At 40.3% G+C, this 17,635-nt stretch carries 17 protein-coding genes; 5 read left to right on the forward strand and 12 right to left on the reverse strand.

Annotated features, from left to right (window positions below; genetic code table 11):
- Positions 1 to 2: 2 nt before the first annotated feature.
- The 5 genes from ACNJYY_RS18330 to ACNJYY_RS18350 all read left to right on the forward strand — a co-directional run bounded on the left by ACNJYY_RS18330 (position 3) and on the right by ACNJYY_RS18350 (position 3,908).
- On the forward strand, positions 3 to 1,103 hold the full coding sequence (locus ACNJYY_RS18330) for a GerAB/ArcD/ProY family transporter (RefSeq protein ID WP_416729554.1): 1,101 nt from the start codon (positions 3 to 5) through the stop codon (positions 1,101 to 1,103).
- Positions 1,100 to 2,242 carry a Ger(x)C family spore germination protein gene (locus tag ACNJYY_RS18335; protein ID WP_416729555.1) on the forward strand — a complete coding sequence of 381 codons (1,143 nt, stop codon included), beginning with the start codon at positions 1,100 to 1,102 and terminating at the stop codon, positions 2,240 to 2,242. Before ACNJYY_RS18330 ends, ACNJYY_RS18335 begins: the two co-directional genes overlap by 4 nt.
- Positions 2,243 to 2,410, forward strand: a complete 168-nt coding sequence (locus ACNJYY_RS18340) for a hypothetical protein (RefSeq protein WP_416729556.1) — start codon at positions 2,243 to 2,245, stop codon at positions 2,408 to 2,410.
- Between the two features lie 114 nt (positions 2,411 to 2,524).
- Positions 2,525 to 3,181, forward strand: coding sequence for a hypothetical protein (locus ACNJYY_RS18345; RefSeq protein ID WP_416729557.1), 657 nt, complete (start codon positions 2,525 to 2,527; stop codon positions 3,179 to 3,181).
- 1 nt (position 3,182) lies between these two features.
- On the forward strand, positions 3,183 to 3,908 hold the full coding sequence (locus ACNJYY_RS18350) for an alpha/beta hydrolase (RefSeq protein WP_416729558.1): 726 nt from the start codon (positions 3,183 to 3,185) through the stop codon (positions 3,906 to 3,908).
- Between the two features lie 223 nt (positions 3,909 to 4,131).
- Here the strand turns inward: ACNJYY_RS18350 and ACNJYY_RS18355 are convergent, their stop codons facing one another.
- The 12 genes from ACNJYY_RS18355 to ACNJYY_RS18410 all read right to left on the reverse strand — a co-directional run bounded on the left by ACNJYY_RS18355 (position 4,132) and on the right by ACNJYY_RS18410 (position 17,375).
- On the reverse strand, positions 4,132 to 5,034 hold the full coding sequence (locus ACNJYY_RS18355; RefSeq protein ID WP_416731906.1) for an AEC family transporter: 903 nt from the start codon (positions 5,032 to 5,034) through the stop codon (positions 4,132 to 4,134).
- Positions 5,035 to 5,106: 72 nt separating this feature from the next.
- The gene (locus ACNJYY_RS18360; RefSeq protein ID WP_416729559.1) at positions 5,107 to 6,540 is read right to left on the reverse strand and encodes an aldehyde dehydrogenase family protein; all 1,434 of its coding nucleotides are present in this window, start codon (positions 6,538 to 6,540) and stop codon (positions 5,107 to 5,109) included.
- 18 nt (positions 6,541 to 6,558) lie between these two features.
- The gene (locus tag ACNJYY_RS18365; RefSeq protein ID WP_416729560.1) at positions 6,559 to 7,449 is read right to left on the reverse strand and encodes a class II fructose-bisphosphate aldolase; all 891 of its coding nucleotides are present in this window, start codon (positions 7,447 to 7,449) and stop codon (positions 6,559 to 6,561) included.
- Between the two features lie 446 nt (positions 7,450 to 7,895).
- On the reverse strand, positions 7,896 to 8,612 hold the full coding sequence (locus ACNJYY_RS18370; RefSeq protein ID WP_137791625.1) for a GntR family transcriptional regulator: 717 nt from the start codon (positions 8,610 to 8,612) through the stop codon (positions 7,896 to 7,898).
- Complete coding sequence (locus ACNJYY_RS18375) at positions 8,599 to 9,771, reverse strand: diphosphate--fructose-6-phosphate 1-phosphotransferase (RefSeq protein WP_416729561.1); 1,173 nt, start codon at positions 9,769 to 9,771, stop codon at positions 8,599 to 8,601. The genes ACNJYY_RS18370 and ACNJYY_RS18375 overlap by 14 nt, the downstream gene beginning before the upstream one ends.
- 17 nt (positions 9,772 to 9,788) lie before the next feature.
- Positions 9,789 to 11,129: a sulfoquinovose isomerase gene (sftI, locus tag ACNJYY_RS18380; protein ID WP_416729562.1), complete on the reverse strand. Its 1,341-nt coding sequence runs from the start codon at positions 11,127 to 11,129 to the stop codon at positions 9,789 to 9,791.
- Positions 11,130 to 11,281: 152 nt separating this feature from the next.
- On the reverse strand, positions 11,282 to 13,315 hold the full coding sequence (locus tag ACNJYY_RS18385; RefSeq protein WP_416729563.1) for an alpha-glucosidase: 2,034 nt from the start codon (positions 13,313 to 13,315) through the stop codon (positions 11,282 to 11,284).
- A 13-nt stretch (positions 13,316 to 13,328) separates the two neighbouring features.
- Positions 13,329 to 15,107, reverse strand: a complete 1,779-nt coding sequence (locus tag ACNJYY_RS18390; RefSeq protein ID WP_197221882.1) for a solute:sodium symporter family transporter — start codon at positions 15,105 to 15,107, stop codon at positions 13,329 to 13,331.
- A gap of 33 nt (positions 15,108 to 15,140) precedes the next feature.
- On the reverse strand, positions 15,141 to 15,812 hold the full coding sequence (locus tag ACNJYY_RS18395; RefSeq protein ID WP_416729564.1) for a DUF4867 family protein: 672 nt from the start codon (positions 15,810 to 15,812) through the stop codon (positions 15,141 to 15,143).
- 251 nt (positions 15,813 to 16,063) lie between these two features.
- Positions 16,064 to 16,699, reverse strand: a complete 636-nt coding sequence (locus tag ACNJYY_RS18400; protein ID WP_416729565.1) for an FMN-dependent NADH-azoreductase — start codon at positions 16,697 to 16,699, stop codon at positions 16,064 to 16,066.
- Between the two features lie 220 nt (positions 16,700 to 16,919).
- Complete coding sequence (locus ACNJYY_RS18405; protein ID WP_416729566.1) at positions 16,920 to 17,060, reverse strand: hypothetical protein; 141 nt, start codon at positions 17,058 to 17,060, stop codon at positions 16,920 to 16,922.
- A 123-nt stretch (positions 17,061 to 17,183) separates the two neighbouring features.
- Positions 17,184 to 17,375, reverse strand: coding sequence for an alpha/beta-type small acid-soluble spore protein (locus tag ACNJYY_RS18410; protein ID WP_066397779.1), 192 nt, complete (start codon positions 17,373 to 17,375; stop codon positions 17,184 to 17,186).
- Positions 17,376 to 17,635 lie beyond the last annotated feature (260 nt).

The raw sequence follows: 17,635 nt of genomic DNA on the forward strand, positions 1-17,635 counted from the left end.
CTGTGAGCAAAGTCAAATACACCGATCGTTCAATCAGTGCTAAAGAATTAATGTACGCAGTAGCTTCCATGGTAATTGGTGTAGGTATCTTTAATCTGCCTCGCTATATCACGACCGTAACAAACGGCATTGACGGTACGATCAGCATTCTATTGATGGGAGGAATCGTGCTAGGTATTGTATGGATCCTGGGACAATTCGTTCGTATGTATCCTGGTAAAGGCATCTATGAAATTTTGCTAGCGATCATCCCAAAGCCGCTCGCCTTCCCTTTAATCATCATTTATGGTTCATTTTTTGCTTTATTAGCAGCCTATGAAATACGAGCAATAGCAGAGATAACAAAAAAATATCTGTTACCCAACACGAGCTCTGATAGTTTAAGCCTTCTCTTTTTGCTTGTTACCCTGTATGCACTTTTTGGTTCTCGTACAGCACTCATTCGTATAAACTCGATGTTCTTACCTGTCGTACTAATCGTGTCATTGTTATTAGTAGTCTTAAATATTCGAATCATGCATCTAGATAACTTTTATCCGCTGCTCACCACGGACTTACAAGGCTATGGGTCAGGTATGATCAATATATTCTTTTCATTCACCGGCATCTCCATCATCTTAAGCTATTCTTACCTCATTAATGAACCTGATAAAGCATCCTCTGCCGCGGTGAAAGGTGTATTTATCTCCATTATCATCTACACGATGGTCTTTATTTCGTGTGTGGCTGTCTTTTCTAACCTTGGGACTGATTTTTTGGAGAACCCATCGATCGAGCTAGGTAAGGAGATTGAGCTTCCCGGAGGTTTTTTTGAAAGATTCGAATCTGTCTATTTTACGATTTGGATCATGACGATCTTTAATACAACATCGATGTCTATTGATTCATCACTCATCGTCTTAGAATCTCTGTTTAAAAAAGCAAAGAAAGAGACACTTATCGTCATCCTGTCTCCTATCATTTTCTTTGTCTCGATGGTTCCGATTGGCATGGAAGGTCTGGAAGCAATGGGTACATTTATCGGACGAATCAGCTTAGCATTAACTGCGATCATACCGATTCCTCTTTTTATTATCGCTAAGATCAGAGGAGTGAAAAAATGAAGAAGCTTTGTTATATGATATCAACCCTCCTCCTTGTTAACATGTTGCAAGGTTGCGGAGCACGGGAGATCGAGAAAAAGGCTTTTGTGATCGGTGTCGGAATCGATCAGGGAAAATCAGGCGATGATACGAGTCAGCCAGTGATGAACGGAACTTTTCAAGTGGCTGTCCCAAGGTCACTAAAACCTGAATCAACAAACGAAAAAGCGTATCAAAACTTTGAAGAAAAAGGTCACGATATATCTGAACAAATATCAAAAATTGCTCAATACTCAAACAAAGAGTTATATTTTGCTCACAATCAGATCATTTTAGTTTCAGATAAGGTTGCCAAACAACCACAAAGAATGGAGCGTCTGCTGGATTTTTTTGTAAGACATGAAGACATTAGACGCAGTGTACGTGTCTTTATTACAAAAGGAGATACAAAGCAGTATCTTGACGTTGAGAATAACGAAAAACTGCCATCACTCTATATCGATACACTGTCGGCTAATGTACAAAATCATTCACGTACTGCGAGTATTAAGAGGTTAGGAGATCTGCAGGAAGATCTGTTAGCTCACCGTTCATTCGTACTGCCAGTGCTGCATTATAAGAATACAGAAGAGATCAAGCTTGGTGGTGCCGCTATAATAAAAGGGGAATCAAGCAGATTAACGCATGTACTAAATGAAAAAGATACAGAAGCTATGAACATTTTGAACGGTGAATTTCAAAATGGGATGCTTTTCTTCGAATTAGATGACGATCTATACATCTATAAAATAGATAAATCAAAAAGCAAGATCAAACTCGTTTCAACAGCAAACAGGCAGCTTACCTTTAAGATCTCAATCAGCGTAGAAGGAGAAATCCAAGAAGTAAATAAAAAGATGGATACACGTACCATTTCAGCAGATCATGTAAAAAAAGAGGTAGAGAAACAGATTGCTATGAAAACGGAACGATTTATTAAGAAATTGCAAAAACAGTATAAAACAGACGTTCTTGGCCTTGGTGTTTACTTGGAAAAACATCATCATAAAGAATGGTTAAAACTAAAAGATAACTGGGAAACGGGTGAAAATCACTTTAGCCAAGTGAAGATAAACACACACATCCATACGATGATTAACTCAGCAGGAGGTCTACGTTAAATGTTTGAAATGAATGATTTATTAGCTCGCATACTTACTTGGCGATTTATCTTTTTCACCCTACTGTCCTTCTTATTTCCGTTCACCTACATCACACTGTATAAGCTGCTGCAAAAAAGAGGGATGCCACTATGGAAAAAAGAAGCGCGCACCACTTCAAAAAAATGAACAATGCGTGAAGTCGTTGATGATATTCCTCATGTCAGACTATGATGGACTCATAACGTTTTGCCTTTTATGGATAAGGTAATTGTTATGAGTATAAACCTAAGGGGGAATTTCATGGATACAGTATTATATTTTATCTATACAGCGGCTTACCTCGTTTTACTTATCATGTGCATAAACTTTGCTAACAGATGGGATGCTTCTTCCCTACTCTTTCTGGTAGTATTCGGACTCGTTTATGATAACGGATTGATCGCCATAGGAAAATTCTTAGGTGAAGGACCACTTTTAGAGAACTTGAGCTATTTACGATTTTGGTTTCATGCATTTTTCACACCTACCCTCGTACTGTTTTCATGGAGTGTTTTAAACAGAGCTGGAATTGATTTCGCTAAGCAAAAAACTGTATACATAGGAGCTCTTCTCTACACAATTGCCCTTGTCATAATGGAAATCATCACTGAAACATATGGGGTAAAGATTGTTCCTGAAAGAGAACATGGTTTGCTTCGCTATGTTTCTGCAGAACCTTCATCTGGTCCTCCTCTCATGGTCCTGTTCGTTTCTATTGCTTTAATCACGGCGGGAGCAATTCTTTGGAAAAAAACGGGCTGGAAGTGGATGCTTATTGGTTCAGTGGTGATGACAGCAGGAAGCGCAGTGCCTATCCCAGTGGAAAGTGCCGCAGTTACAAACGGATTTGAATTGTTTTTAATGACCACACTTGTTGCAACGAAAATCCATCAAGACCGCCAAATGAAAGGTGCTTAATATGAAACGGCTAATCAGAAGAGCTTTTCTTGTTCTCGCAATCCTATTTGTATGCTGCTTGATTGGATTTTTTGTGTGGACTCAACAGACGTATGCACCTACTAAAGAACTGCTGAGGAGCGTTGGAGACATTGAGTATGAAGACGACTGGGTGACGTTCAAACCCAGTGGTACGAATAAAGAGGTTGGGATTATCCTTTATCCGGGTGCAAAAGTTGAACCAGAAGCATATGGTTATCTCGGGAAACGATTATCAGACGCTGGGTACACCGTTGGAATTCCGAAATTCAACCTAAATCTCGCCATGCTAGAAGCAAATAAAGCAGAAGAATGGATCAAACGTAATCCATCCATTAAGAAATGGTTTATTGGCGGGCACTCTTTAGGTGGAGTAAGCGCAGCTGCATTTGCAAATGAAAATCCCGACGTAATAGAAGGTGTTATTCTGCTCGCCTCTTATCCTGCAAATGGGGATGACTTTTCAAACAAAGACACGCCCATTCTATCTATTTACGCAGAAAAAGATGGCCTAACGACTAAGGATAAGATTGAGGAAACGAAAAACTTGTTGTCACGTGAGACTGTTCTATTTGAGATCAAAGGTGGAAATCATGCTCAATTCGGAATGTATGGAGAGCAAAAAGGTGATAATCAAGCAGACATTTCTGCTAGATCACAGCAGGATTTGATTGCTGATGAGATGATCAAGTGGTTAGATAATCAATAACATATAAACAAAAAAACTCACTATTTTTGTGAGTTTTTTACTTATTAAGTCTTTAGTCGTATTCATTGTTGCTTTTGAAAGTAGTTGATTTCCGTTGCAGATGCTTGCTTTCCGCGGGGAAGGCGGTGAGCCACATTCGTACGGTTCTCACCTGTCTAGTTGCAGTGGCTAGCTCCTCGAGATCAAAAGTCAAAGAAGGAAAATAAAAAAAGTCTTCTCATCTTTAAATTAAAATCGTGAGCAAGATTGGCAGTGTAATCAGTGAAAACAATGTACTTACTAAGGTTGCGCTTGATACGAAATCAGGCTCTGTTCCAAACTGTAACGCATACATCGTCGTGTTTGCTGCTGAAGGCATCGCAGCCATCAGAATCATAATTGCTGCAAGCATATCATCTACAGGAAGAATCAGGGTGATACAAAATGCGATCAGAGGTGACACCGCTAATTTCAGTAGCAGCGAATACGTTAACTTCTCCATTTGTACGTGGCGCAATGATATCTTCGCGAGCTGCATACCAAGTATGATCATGATGGTCGGTATTGCAGAGTTCGCCACAAGATCTAGAGCTTCTGACACAGAACCTTTTACCGGTATGTGTAATTGTTGAAAGACTACACCGGCTATCGCTCCGTATACGATCGGCATCCGTCGCACTGCTCTTAATGCTGAAGAGATCCCGTCGTTTTCCGGACTGCCTTTTGCTGCATAATAGACTCCGACTGTACACATGACTAACTGCTGGATAACCATAAGTACAACCGCATAATCTAACCCTGCTGCCCCAAACGCGAACAGCGCGACTGGCGTACCATAGTTCCCATTATTCATAAAAGCAGAAGCTAGAATGACACCGCAAGTTTCCCGCATATTGTATCTTTTAAAATAACTGATCACGTACACGAGACCGATCAAAGTAAAACATAGAATGAGCGTATAGATGAGCATATATCCATACGTTTTCGTAAAAGTAGTTTCATAAAACGTCCGAAATACAAGAAAAGGAGACATCAGATAAAGTGCCATCTTGGAAAGTGTTTGTGTTTCGAAACCTAACGTTTTTTGTCCGATAAACCCGATACCAAAGATCGCAAATACCGGAAGAATAATGCTCAGCAGCTCTATCATGTCTTACCCCTTCTTTCTGTTAACTACAACGGAAAAAGGCTGACCGGAGAGATCAGCACTTTTTTCTCGCTACAAATTTAAAACAATGATTCGTTCTTCAGTCATCTCTTCTATCGCATAGCGCGGGCCTTCTTTTCCTGTACCGCTCTTCTTTACGCCACCGTATGGCATGTGATCCACTCGATAGGCTGAAGCATCGTTTACGATAAGTCCACCCACCTCAATCTCTTTCGCCGCTTTCATAGCGAATGCAAGATCATTTGTGAAAAGACCTGCCTGTAATCCATAATCCGAGTCATTCACTTGGTCGATCACTTCGTCTATCGTAGCATATGTCTCTATCCCAACAACAGGACCAAACACTTCTTGTTTGCAAACTTTCATTTCTCTTTTAACATCTGAGAGTATCGTAGGCTCATAAAATGCTCCATTACGTCTACCACCCGTTACAATAGTTGCTCCGTCAGACACTGCTTCGTTCACCCACTCTTCAACACGCTCTGCTTCAGCCTGTCGGATCATCGGGCCAATATCTGTTGTTTCGTCCATTGGATCACCAGTTTGAAGCTGTTCTGTTTTATCTTTTAATAATTGAATAAACAGTGATTTTACATCTTGGTGGACATATACACGCTGAACAGAAATACATACTTGACCTGCATTATTAAAACTTTTGTTCGCAATGAGTGCAGCAGCCTTATCAAGGTCAGCATCTCTATGAACGATCGTTGCGGAGTTATTTCCCAACTCCAGTGACACTTTACGAAGTCCTGCCTTTTGCCTGATGATTTCACCGACTCTTGGACTTCCGGTAAAAGTAAACATCTTAACATCTTGATTTTCTAGCAGCCAGCTCCCTACTTCTGCACCATCACCTGTAATGACTTGAAGTCTGCCATCAGGTAAACCAGCTTCCTTAAATACCTCTGCCAACATAAGAGCACATAACGGGGTAACTTCAGCGGGTTTTAGCACGACCGCATTTCCTGCTGCCAGCGCTGGACCGATCTTATGACAAACAAGGTTCAGAGGCACATTAAATGGTGTAATTGCCGCAATAACACCAACTGGTAATCGCAATGTAAAAGCCATTCGATTTTCAGAGCCTGGTGCTGATTCTACAGGCACCCCTTCACCGTGAATACGTTTTGCTTCTTCGGCTGAAATTTCAAGTGTTTGGGCAGCTCGTTCTACTTCTACTCGTGAATCACGAATCGGCTTACCTACTTCAGCAACTAACACCCTAGCAAACTCTTCTTTTTTCTCCAATAATAAGCGTGCAGCATTTGTAAGCACTTGATAACGCTCGTATGCCGAGAAAGCTTCTTTATAGGCTGCTTTTGCTCCTTTAACCGCTTCATCTACATCCTTTTTTTCAGAGCGCGCAATTGTAGCTTCCACATTCTGCGAATATTTATTGAGAACTTCCAAGAATTCCGATTTTTCTTTCCAAACACCGTTAATCCAAAGTCCGTACGTTTGATTCTTTACTTTTATAGCCACAAATCATCACTCCCTTTTTTATAACGTTATGACCTTTTCTCTCGTTTTGAATTCACTCGCTTTTCCAGCACTTCCGAATAGACGAATTTTCTCTTGAACTTTTTTCTGCATAATTTCACGGCCTCTGCCAAGGGAAACAGCTAGATGAAATTCTTCAGGGTTTTCTTCAAGAACTTGCTGCATTCCTTTTGTAAATGATTGTCTGAGCTCAGTATCTACATTGATTTTTGCAATACCTAACGATACTGCTTTTGTAATCTGCTCATCTGGCACGTCAGAACCACCATGTAGTACGATAGGACGGTTAACCGCTGCTGAGATTTCTTTTAATCTTTCAAATGCCAGTTTTGGAGGGTTCTTATAAATTCCATGTGCTGTACCTATTGAGACAGCAAGATAATCTACATCAGTTGCTTCAACAAACGCCACTGCTTCTTCGGTTGCTGTAATCATCGCGTCTTCTTCAGCAACCGTGATGTCATCTTCCGTTCCCCCAATCTTACCGATCTCACCCTCAGAACCGATTCCAAGTGCACGTGAAGCGTCTACTACTTTTCTAGTTATGAACGTATTCTCTTCGAACGTAAGAGCAGAGCCATCAAACATAACGGATTGAAAACCGAGTTGGATAGCTTTCATTGTTTGTTCATATTCCCTGCTGTGATCTAAATGGATACAGACTGGAACAGATATGTTTTTCATGAAAACATCAATCATTGCCTTCATCGGTTCAAGTCCGATCGTGTTGATTACTTTTTGCCCAACTTGAATCATGATTGGTGCTTGTTCTTGTTCAGCAGCTTCTAATATTGCCAGAATAGTTTCTGCGTTATGTGCACTAAATGCCCCAACAGCATATTGATTCTCGTAAGCATGTGTTAGAAGTTCTTTTCCTGAAATATATCCCATTGTAATACCTCCGAAATTTTTAGTTACACTCTTTACTTAAAGATTGTTGCTTTTAACTCCTTATCACCTTTGACTGTTGATTGGAGTAGAAGGTGCGTGCCTACAACATGAGATACTCCTTGCAAGGCATGCGACGAGGAAGCTTACTACGAAGCATCACTTGTAGACGCAGGAGCAAGGAACTTCTAAAGCCGGGCAGTTTGAAAAGTGGAAGTGGCTCGTTCAGCCCCGAAAAGCAAAAGTTGAATGGGCTATGAAGGCGCAATTTGCTCATCACAGACCGTTTAACTTTTGACCTCGAGGGGCTAGCCACTGCAACTAGACAGGTGAGACACTTAAGAGTGAAACTAACGAATGTGGCTCACCGCCTGCCCCGTGGAAAGCGAGCAGCCTGAACTGAAATCAACACTTCCAAAAGCAACAAAATTTACGAAAACAGCCTTTATTTAACGTCTTAATTCAATGTCATAGTGATATTGATCACTTCTATACCTTGTTTTTGTATACTCGATCGGCTTGTCGTTCAATCCATAACTCAGTCTAGTCATCTCTAAAAGTGCTTCTCCTGCACGAATTCCAAGTAGATCTGCTTCAGAAATCGTAGAATTTATAGCAGAGATTTTTTCATCCGCACGTTTTAATAAAATATTGTCTTCTTCAAGAATGGAATAAAATTTTGCCGTATCCAGATCGTGTTTCATCAGTAACTTTCCGATAGCTTCTGGCCAGCATGATCGCTCTAATGCGATTGGTACATCATCTGCAAATCGGATTCGTTCAATGATAAGGACTTTTTCATCTTCATTTAATCCTAACTTTGTTTTTTCAAAGAAAAGCGTATCAATAAATTCTGCACGCAGAACTTTAGAATGCGGAACTTGTCCTTTCTCCATTACCTCTTCTGCAAATCCTTTTAATCTTTTTAATGAGCCAACAAGCTGTTGCGGCTTCACAACCGTTCCTTTTCCTTGTTGTTTCTCTAAAAGTCCGTCAGCCACAAGCATATTTATCGCTTGACGAATGGTCGTGCGGCTCACACCGAATTGCTTCATAAGCTCTTGTTCAGTTGGAATAAGTTGATTCGGACGCCAGATTTGCTGTTGTATCTTCTCAATCAAATGATCTTTTACTTGCAGATATAGTGCTGTATTATTGCTTTTCATATAAAATTCTCCTCTTTCTCACAGTGGGATAAGCTTGTAGATCTTCCCCTGCGAGAGGTCGGAGCCATTTGTAATAGGCTTCCGGGTCATCAATAAGTGCATCAGGCAGGAAACGTTCCCCACCCTTCGCAACAACTTGCAGAGGACAGCTATTCATACTAAAAGTATAATCTATATTTGCCGATCGTTGTATGGTAACCATTCTCCCCGTCTCACCATGTAATACAAGTCTTGCAGCTTCTCGTCCCACTTCAAAGGCTTCCACTTGATCTTGCTTAGAAATAACAGCTGATGAGCTGCGCTGATTCATACCAAGGATCTCAGCTCTAGCCATCACACCAAGTTCTGTTTTGACCATTTTCTCAAGCACGCCAGAAATGCCGCCTAGAATCGTTCTGCCTTGAACATTCGCTTTCTCGACCTGATCTGAAAAGGAATTAATTTTACACCCTTCTGAAACCACAATCGTTGCATACCCAAAAGATCGAACAGCTTCACTTACATTTGCTAAAAAATATTCTGGTTCAATAATTCGTTCTGGAACATAAACGATGTGCGGCCCGTCTTCTTCCCCATTCTTTAATAGACCGCTTGACGCAGCGAGCCAACCTGAGTTACGCCCCATCGTTTCTAGTATTCTCACTTGCTCAAAATTCTGCATGGCACATAGATCTCTGTTAATATCTCTGACGGCTGTAGCCACATAACGCGCGGCACTGCCAAAGCCAGGCGCATGATCCGTTTCAGCTAGATCATTATCAACCGTCTTCGGTATACCGATGACTTGAAGATCATAGTGAATGTGTCGCGCTTCCTCAGCTAGCTTATGAAGAGCAGCCATCGTACCATTGCCTCCAATAAAAACAAGAGTATCAATACAATGCTTTTTTAGGTGCAAAAGAGATTTTTGAATTCTTTCAGTTGTAAATTCATAACGTCCTGAACCGAGGCATGCACCGTTTACATATCGATGTGATTTGATCCATCCTAAAAGTTCATCATCAAGCTTTTCGATGTCGTTTTCATATAAACCTTGATAACCGTTATAAATGCCGAATAACTCTACTTCTTGTTGGAGCGTTTCTACAAAACCTACTAAACTGGCATTGATGACGGCTGTTGGACCTCCAGCCTGCCCAATTGCTACTCTCTTTGCCATCTAAGTTCGCTCCCTTCCTATACATACACCTCAGTCGGAATATTAAGCTGCTTACCTAGCTGCAATAGATCATCAGCTACATCTGTATATACGACAGCAAAGTGAGGTTCATAGCCGCTCTCCATAAGAGCACTTACCGTTTCAGAGACATTTCCGTTTAATCTTACTTCAACAGAGGTTCCTGAAAACGGCTGCGGAACATCGAGCGCTTCACCCTTCATCACTAGAAGACGATATCCATCTGGTGTATACCCTAGTCGGAAGATCGTTACTTCTCCAGCTTTTAAGCCAAAGTCCATCGTAAAGCCCATCTTACGGTTAGGATGTACACCTGATTGTGCGCCAGTTGACGGACTTGCGAGCGAATAAGCACCTGCTCCGCAATGCCAGAAAACAACTGAGTTATTTGGTTCGTTCACATGAACTAGATCTCCGAGATACGGAGCGTTTCCTCCACTTAGTTCTTGTAGGATGAACATCGAAACGGCGCCGTGAATATCTGACTCACAGGAAGATACAACACCATCTTCGGTAAACTGAGATAGAGTGGAACACGCAGCTGCTCCTAATTCATTAAAAAATTCTGGCCAGCATCTTACAGCGAGTGCAGCAATATCTTCTTGTTCGATATACTTTTTCACATACGTGGAAAACTGCGCAAACTTCTTTACCGTGTCATCAGATCGATTCAATCCAATGACTTGCTGTTCAGCACGATCAATGGCACCTGCCCATTCTTCCTCAGGCAGCTCTACACATTCTTGAAATGCTTTTAGGAGATCCATTTTTTGAATCGTGACACCCAGTTTTCGATGAAGAAGTTCTTCGTCTGTATCTGAGAAAAAGAATCCAGGCGGATGTTCTCCGATCACTCCAATCTTTAGCTGCTTCAGTTTGTTAACCAAAACATTCACTCTGATTTGACGAGAAAGCTGGTTTTGAAGCTGTTCTTCGTCGGGATTACCTAGTACGAATGTAAAAGGGTGACGATGATGCATGAGGACATTACTCGTGCTGTTTCCTCCAGTTAATGAATTAAGCCGCAGCCTACCGCCTACACTTGGTTCTCTTACAGACCATACAACAACAGGTTCGTTTCGATATTGAAGCACTTTCGCGATAAACTCACCATCTGCAAACGTAACACTTTGGTAGATGATAGAATCAATATTTTTAATTGTTAACGTTTCAAGGAACTGCTTTAGATCTTCTACAGATGTAAGAATTTCTTCTGGTTCGTACACAGTGTGGTATTTACTTCTCAACCATTCAGAGCTTTGATTACGATATTGCTCACCAGCTTCTAGATCAAATGTTTTTCTGCCAATTGGGATATATACGATTGATGGTGTTTGCATAGTTGTCCACATCCTTCATAATGTTTCATCTCTGTTAAGTATAACAAAAGGTAACTACCTTTTTAAATATATTACTACCTTTAAATTTTAAAAATTACTCAAAAGTATAAAAAGAATAACGGGGACAAATACTCGCTGTCCCCTCTGTTATACTAGTTCGTTAAGGATTCAAACAATTCCTTGTACGAAGAATTCTTTCTGAAAAATACAGGCGGCTGTCCAATTGGTGCTTCAACTTCTGTATATCCGCCACGATATTCTTTTCCGGTCCATAGATGAACCCATTCGTCCTCAGGTAAGTAGACGTTCCAATGAGTTGCCGCTTCCTCATATACCGGCGCCACTAGAAGATCTTTTCCATATAAATATTGATATTGAATGTCATAAGCCGTTTCGTCTTTCTCATAGTGCATGAACAAAGGACGCTGTACAGGAATTCCTTTGGCTGCATTTTCTTTTACGATGTCTTTCGTATACGAAGCAAGCTTTACATAAAGGTCCGTCATTCGAGCAAAATGCTGCAACGTCTCTTCATCACCATCAAATTGAAAACAATCATCTGGGCGATTTCCTTCATGTGTACGCATTACTGGTGTAAAAGCCGCCATATCTAACCAACGAAGAAGCAGCTCTTTGCTTCGCTTGTTGCCATGAAGACTTGTGTAGCCTCCTATATCACTATGGTGTAAGCCACAGCCAGTCATACCAGCTGAGAGTGCAGCCGGGATAACAGAAGCTAATCCATCATCTAGCGACCAATTCACACTTTGATCTCCACCCCATAATAGCGGACAATATTTCTGTATTCCCGTATAACCGGCCCTCATGAAGTACGTGACTTCATCTAATTTTCCAGCTTCACTCACTGCTTCATAATTCATTTTTGCCCAAAGCGCAGGCCATGCATTATGCATGATTTTAGCTGACTCTCCATTATAGAGTTGAACATCCGTTGGCAAATATTCACCAAAATCAGCCATCCAGCCATCCAAGCCAAAATCAATCATGTTTTCTTTAATCACTGATTTGTACCATGTACAAGCTTGAGGATTTGTAAAATCTACGACACCACAGTTAAACTCTCCAAAGTCAACTAGGTAGATATCTCCTTTTTCATTTAAAGCAAGATATCCTTTCTCTGCAGCGGTTCTGTACAGATCACCCTCAACAGCAACGTAAGGATTGATATAACCAAGGAAACGAATCCCTTTAGCTTTCCATTCATTAATCTTTTGATCAAGATTAGGATACTCTTCGCTGTTCCAACGCCAGTTCCACATCAATCTTTTTCCGAAAGAAGTGATGCGTTTACCTTGCCAGTCCTGACACCAAACGCCTCCGACTTTTATTCCTTTTTCGAGAGCTAAGTCCAGCTTTTTCTGAACAGTATCGGTTCCGCCTTGTAAACCAAGCCAGACTCCGTTATACGTCCAATCTGGTAATTCTGGCTGACGCCCAAACACATCAGTTAACTTTTCAACAAGCTCCACATAGCTTTCCGCTGTTTCAAAGAGTACATATTTTGGTATATCCCATATTTGAAGTTCGTGATATTCGTCGTTTCGAAAGTCAAAGTCGGCATAAGCGGTAGTTTCAACATGGCAATAATATTTTTTAGTAGAAATAAAGGTTGGTTGCGGATAATTCGTATTGTAATAATCACCACCTGCTTTATCCTTTACATCCGCCTGCCATGTTGTGTACGTGTTCTTATTCCTTCCCACACCAGGTTCCGAAGTCCATAGCGGAAAGTTTTTTCCTCTCAGGTTAAAATGTGACAGCTGTTCACCGCAACCGTAGACTTTCTCGTTGTCATCTGCTTGTACACGAATCCATAACCGGTTTATTTCTGATGAACGTTTTGTAAAATGCAATTTCACTTTTCCGTCCTCTTCGGTTAATAGAATTTCGAGATCAGTTGGGCCACCGTCAAATTTTGAAAAAGAAAGTTGAAAACCATTTTCCGTTTGAACAACATCAACATAACGAAGCCCGATTCGTTCTACTACATAATCGTGAATGTCAAAATTCCCTCTATACATGTTGATTGTTTCTTCCCCGTATCCTACATATAGCATGGGCTGCTGAACTGAGTGTTGAAAGAGCAGTCTGCCTTCAGCAACAATTTGAAATCCATTATTTAATTCCTTCAATAAAAATGTTGTTTCATTCGTTTTTAGAGCCATAAGAACCTCCTAATTATGCTAGCTTTCTTGCTTCTTTTACTTCTTTTTTGTGCTGTTCACTTAAGAAGTCTGCATACTTACGATTCCAAACCTTTAGCGAAAGATAGATAAGAATTCCAGTAACAATTGCCAATCCTGCAATCGCTGGCCAGAAATACCCTGACACGATTGAATCCTGATAAGCTAAACCAATCGGAGAGAATACGATATACATACTCGCAAGCAAACTTAGCAAGATAAACGTTACGGGAAGTGCGTATTTCCAAGGTACCATGTCGACTTGCGCATTAGCTTTATACACATATGGTTTTTGCAAAGGTTTCCATTTACCTATAGCGATCATAATTCCAACCTCTACAAAGAACAGAATCGCGTAAATATGGATAAAGTTAATGGTGGTTTGAATGCCAAACATCTGATCCAAGCCCCAAACGAGCAAGTAGTACGTAATAACATGGAAAATGATGACTACTTTTGCAGCAAGTGCAGGAATTCGTTTAGAGAAGATACCGACAAGAACAATGGTTATGATTGGAATATTAAAGAATCCTGTAAAACGTCTGATCAGATCCCAAAGACCATCAGGTGCGTTCATCAACAATGGTGAGATAAAGAATGAAACAAGTGCGATTACTGTACCAAACCATTTACTCATTCGAATCAACTGTTCGTCAGTAGCTTTCGGATTGAATTGCGGTTTATAGATATCAAGAGCAAACATGGTTGCTGCTGAGTTTAGCAACGAGTTAAAAGTACTGAATACCGCTCCTAACAGAACAGCAAGGAAGAAACCCGATAAATATTTTGGCAACACATCTGCTACTAATGTTGGATAAGCAAGGTCAACCGGATTCAATCCTCCCCCATATAGGTGGAAAGCGATAATACCAGGAATCATCATAAATATTGGAATAGCAAGCTTATAGAAACCGGAATAAAGCACCCCTTTTTGACCTTCTTTTAAGTTTTGTGCTCCAAGCGTACGTTGAATAACGTACTGGTTTGTTCCCCAATAGAACAAGTTGGCAAATATCATACCCGTAAAGATCGTTCCAAACGGAACCGAGTCTGTACTCGAACCGATCGCATTAAGTTTTTCCGGACTGTTTGTTGCTATCGTCTTCATGCCCTCAAACATGTTCCCATCTCCAAGTGCGAAGAAGCCTAGAGCAGGCACTAAAAGTCCGACTATCAAAAGTCCGATTCCATTAATCGTATCCGATACAGCAACGGCTTTTAACCCTCCAAATATTGCGTAAACTGCACCTATGATTCCGATCACCCAAATTAAAAGCCAAACCGATTGTGTATAGGAAATGTTTAAAAGACCTGGCACATCAAAGAGTTTAAGTATAGTCAGTGCCCCGGAGTAAAGAGTTGATGGAATCGTAACTAAAATATAGCCGAGCATAAATAGCAAAACCGTATAACGGCGAACCCCTTCATCAAATCGGGTGCTAAGAAACTCTGGCAATGTTGTAAAAGCTCCACCTAAATATTTCGGTAATAGATAGAGAGCCATGATAACAATCGCAAAGCCAGCCGTTACTTCCCATGCCATATTGGACATATTCGTTCGATATCCTTGTCCATTCAAACCGATCAAATGCTCAGCAGAAAGATTGGTAAGAAGAAGTGATCCGGCGATAAATGTCCCATTCAACCCTCGTCCTGCTAAGAAATAGCCAGTAGAATCTTCTGTTTCCCCTTTTGTTTTTAAGTAAGAGATCCATGCGACAAGCCCCATAAAAAATGTACATGATAAAAGTGTAAATCCAATGCCTGAAAACATATCGAACACCCCTGTCCTTTTAAGTAATAATAGTTAAAACAAGACTTCTATGTTGTCACCGACAATTCCAGGATAAGCTCCTTTTTCAATCAGCTGTTTTCGATTTGGATGTGCGATCAGCCATTTATTCTTCATAAAGAGCAAATGATCTTCATCAGTACTTTTTTCACGCTCTGCTAGCGTAACTTCTAACGGTTCATTCGTACCTTTTGGTAAAACAACAATGCATTTAAATCCTGATTCTTGAACTTTACAAGGTGCAAAGTGAAGTGTCGTCTCGTATAATTCAATTGCCATTCCTTCAGGAATAAAGAAAGCCCTTACATTATTCGAATGAAAAGTATTATTTTCGATATCCTGTACTTTCCCAAGAAGGAGAACTAGATCAGTCACAGCTATATTAATCTCACTTCCTTTGTGATATTCAAGACCATTCAATGTTGAATTTCGACCATTGCAATACCCAATCTGGGCAGGCATCTCACCATAGAAATAACTCTCTATTTGTTTTTTTACGGGATCGTCTTCCAGAATCGGTTCTGAAGCCACATACACATTTTCATGCTCTGGAATTTCCGTAGATTTCTTCATCGTATTGATTAATCGTGTAAAATCATAGCCTGTAATCTCTTTCCCATAACTCTTAAATGAATCATCTCTAACGTGCTCAATAACAATGTTTTCTTTCATGTTAACGTGTGACAACTTATTACCTCCTCTTTTTCAAGTACGATATAACATAGGTATCTTTAATTAAACATCACTACCTTTTGTTTCAAAAAAATTCAGTCAATATGGATGTTGCTTTTTATTCTATGAAAACGCATCCAAAATTGCAAGGAGTTTTTTACATACAATTGTTTACAAATCTTCGAAGCACTCGGCATACAAGGACTTTTCAATTTAAAAAACTTGCAGACATCGTCTACAAGTTTCTTTTTGAAGGTTTCTAACCATTAAAACGTATGGGCGGAATCTTTAGCACGAGCAATCGCATTTTCTTTAATTTCATTTGCTTTATCCGGCATGGCCGCGTGTCCTTCTACAAACAATCCCTGGAACGAAGGTACGCCGAAAAATTGCATGATCACGCTTAAATAACGATGACCCATCTCCATGGCTGCTGCAGGTCCTTCTGAATAAATTCCACCGCTAGCTTGAATATGTAGAGCTTTTTTGTTCGTTAAAAGACCCACCGGTCCTTGCTCTGTATATTTAAATGCTTTTCCTGCTACAGCCACTGAATCGATATATGCTTTCATAACAGGTGGAAATGAGAAATTCCACATTGGCGTTACAAATATATATTTATCTGCAGATACAAATTGCTCACAAAGCTCTGAAAGTCTTCCTACTTTCGCTTTTTCTTCAGAAGACAGCTCCTCAAATCCTTTACCAGATTGCAGTTTCCCCCATCCACTAAATACATCAAGGTCGATGTGAGGAATGTCCTCTTTATACAAATCCAAGTGAATCAATTCATGATCAGGATTAACTGTTTTGTATTCATCAATAAATGCTTTACCTACAGCCATGCTGTAAGAGACTTGATCATCATGAGGATGCGCTGTAATATATAATACTTTTGTCATGTAATTCTACACTGCCTTTCTGGTTGTTATTTCTTCTTATGATTGTTGCTTTTAATTATTGTGTCTCCTTTGAAATTTGATTGAAGTGGAAGGTGCGAGACTCCTGCGGGACAGGTGGGCAGGTGAGACACTTAAGAGTGAAACGAACGAATGTGGCTCACCGCCTGCCCCGCGGAAAGCGAGCAACCTGGAACGGAAAACAACTACTCCCAAAGCAGCTTTAGGAGTGATTATAAGGATTCCCAGCAATGTTCGCCCTCATGTCATCTGTTAAAAGAAACGCCTCTTGAGACAGATCCTCGTTGAAAACTTCATGGTTTAAAAGACTCCCATCATAGTGAGTCGGCTTATCTTCATTCATCTAAACATTCACCTCCGACAGAGATAGTTTAAACGGTTGTTTAACATTTGATTCATCACACATTTTTAACGACATAAAAAAGCTATCTGCACAAACAGATAGCCATAGCAAAAGATTTGAATATTAATAGCGCTGTCCGCCTAAAGCTTGTGCTACAAGACGCTTAGTGATTTCTCCACCTACAGATCCGTTTGCACGTGAAGTAGTGTCTGGTCCAAGGTTTACACCGAACTCAGAAGCGATCTCATACTTCATTTGATCAAGAGCTCCTTGAGCTCCAGGTACTGATAATTGGTTGCTGTTGTTTTTAGCCATTAAATTCACCTCCCTTTCTTTTCTAATCTTAGAATCCCACTAACTTACAATCTTATTCATAAACTCAGAAAATTTTTTTCAATGTTTCATTAGGTGCATGTGTATTTTAAGTTAAAAATTGAATGGATACAGTTTGTCCAAACATTTTAGACAAGTTTGCATAAGATATGGAGAAGAGAGGATACACCGAATATTCTCTTTTCCGAAATTCTATATGGGGGGAATTCATTGTGAGTTTCATCAGTATCTTAAATAAGGTT

The sequence above is a fragment of the Fictibacillus tiangongensis genome (genome assembly GCF_048083785.1).
GTDB lineage: Bacteria > Bacillota > Bacilli > Bacillales > Fictibacillaceae > Fictibacillus.

What these genes read in the sequence shown, in the direction of transcription:
- ACNJYY_RS18335 (WP_416729555.1), top strand. Translation starts at nt 1,100, where the DNA reads ATGAAGAAGCTTTGTTATATGATATCAACCCTCCTCCTTGTTAACATG.
- ACNJYY_RS18340 (WP_416729556.1), top strand. Translation starts at nt 2,243, where the DNA reads ATGTTTGAAATGAATGATTTATTAGCTCGCATACTTACTTGGCGATTT.
- ACNJYY_RS18345 (WP_416729557.1), top strand. Translation starts at nt 2,525, where the DNA reads ATGGATACAGTATTATATTTTATCTATACAGCGGCTTACCTCGTTTTA.
- ACNJYY_RS18350 (WP_416729558.1), top strand. Translation starts at nt 3,183, where the DNA reads ATGAAACGGCTAATCAGAAGAGCTTTTCTTGTTCTCGCAATCCTATTT.
- ACNJYY_RS18365 (WP_416729560.1), bottom strand. Translation starts at nt 7,449, where the DNA reads ATGGGATATATTTCAGGAAAAGAACTTCTAACACATGCTTACGAGAAT.
- ACNJYY_RS18370 (WP_137791625.1), bottom strand. Translation starts at nt 8,612, where the DNA reads ATGAAAAGCAATAATACAGCACTATATCTGCAAGTAAAAGATCATTTG.
- ACNJYY_RS18375 (WP_416729561.1), bottom strand. Translation starts at nt 9,771, where the DNA reads ATGGCAAAGAGAGTAGCAATTGGGCAGGCTGGAGGTCCAACAGCCGTC.
- sftI (WP_416729562.1), bottom strand. Translation starts at nt 11,129, where the DNA reads ATGCAAACACCATCAATCGTATATATCCCAATTGGCAGAAAAACATTT.
- ACNJYY_RS18385 (WP_416729563.1), bottom strand. Translation starts at nt 13,315, where the DNA reads ATGGCTCTAAAAACGAATGAAACAACATTTTTATTGAAGGAATTAAAT.
- ACNJYY_RS18390 (WP_197221882.1), bottom strand. Translation starts at nt 15,107, where the DNA reads ATGTTTTCAGGCATTGGATTTACACTTTTATCATGTACATTTTTTATG.
- ACNJYY_RS18400 (WP_416729565.1), bottom strand. Translation starts at nt 16,699, where the DNA reads ATGACAAAAGTATTATATATTACAGCGCATCCTCATGATGATCAAGTC.
- ACNJYY_RS18405 (WP_416729566.1), bottom strand. Translation starts at nt 17,060, where the DNA reads ATGAATGAAGATAAGCCGACTCACTATGATGGGAGTCTTTTAAACCAT.
- ACNJYY_RS18410 (WP_066397779.1), bottom strand. Translation starts at nt 17,375, where the DNA reads ATGGCTAAAAACAACAGCAACCAATTATCAGTACCTGGAGCTCAAGGA.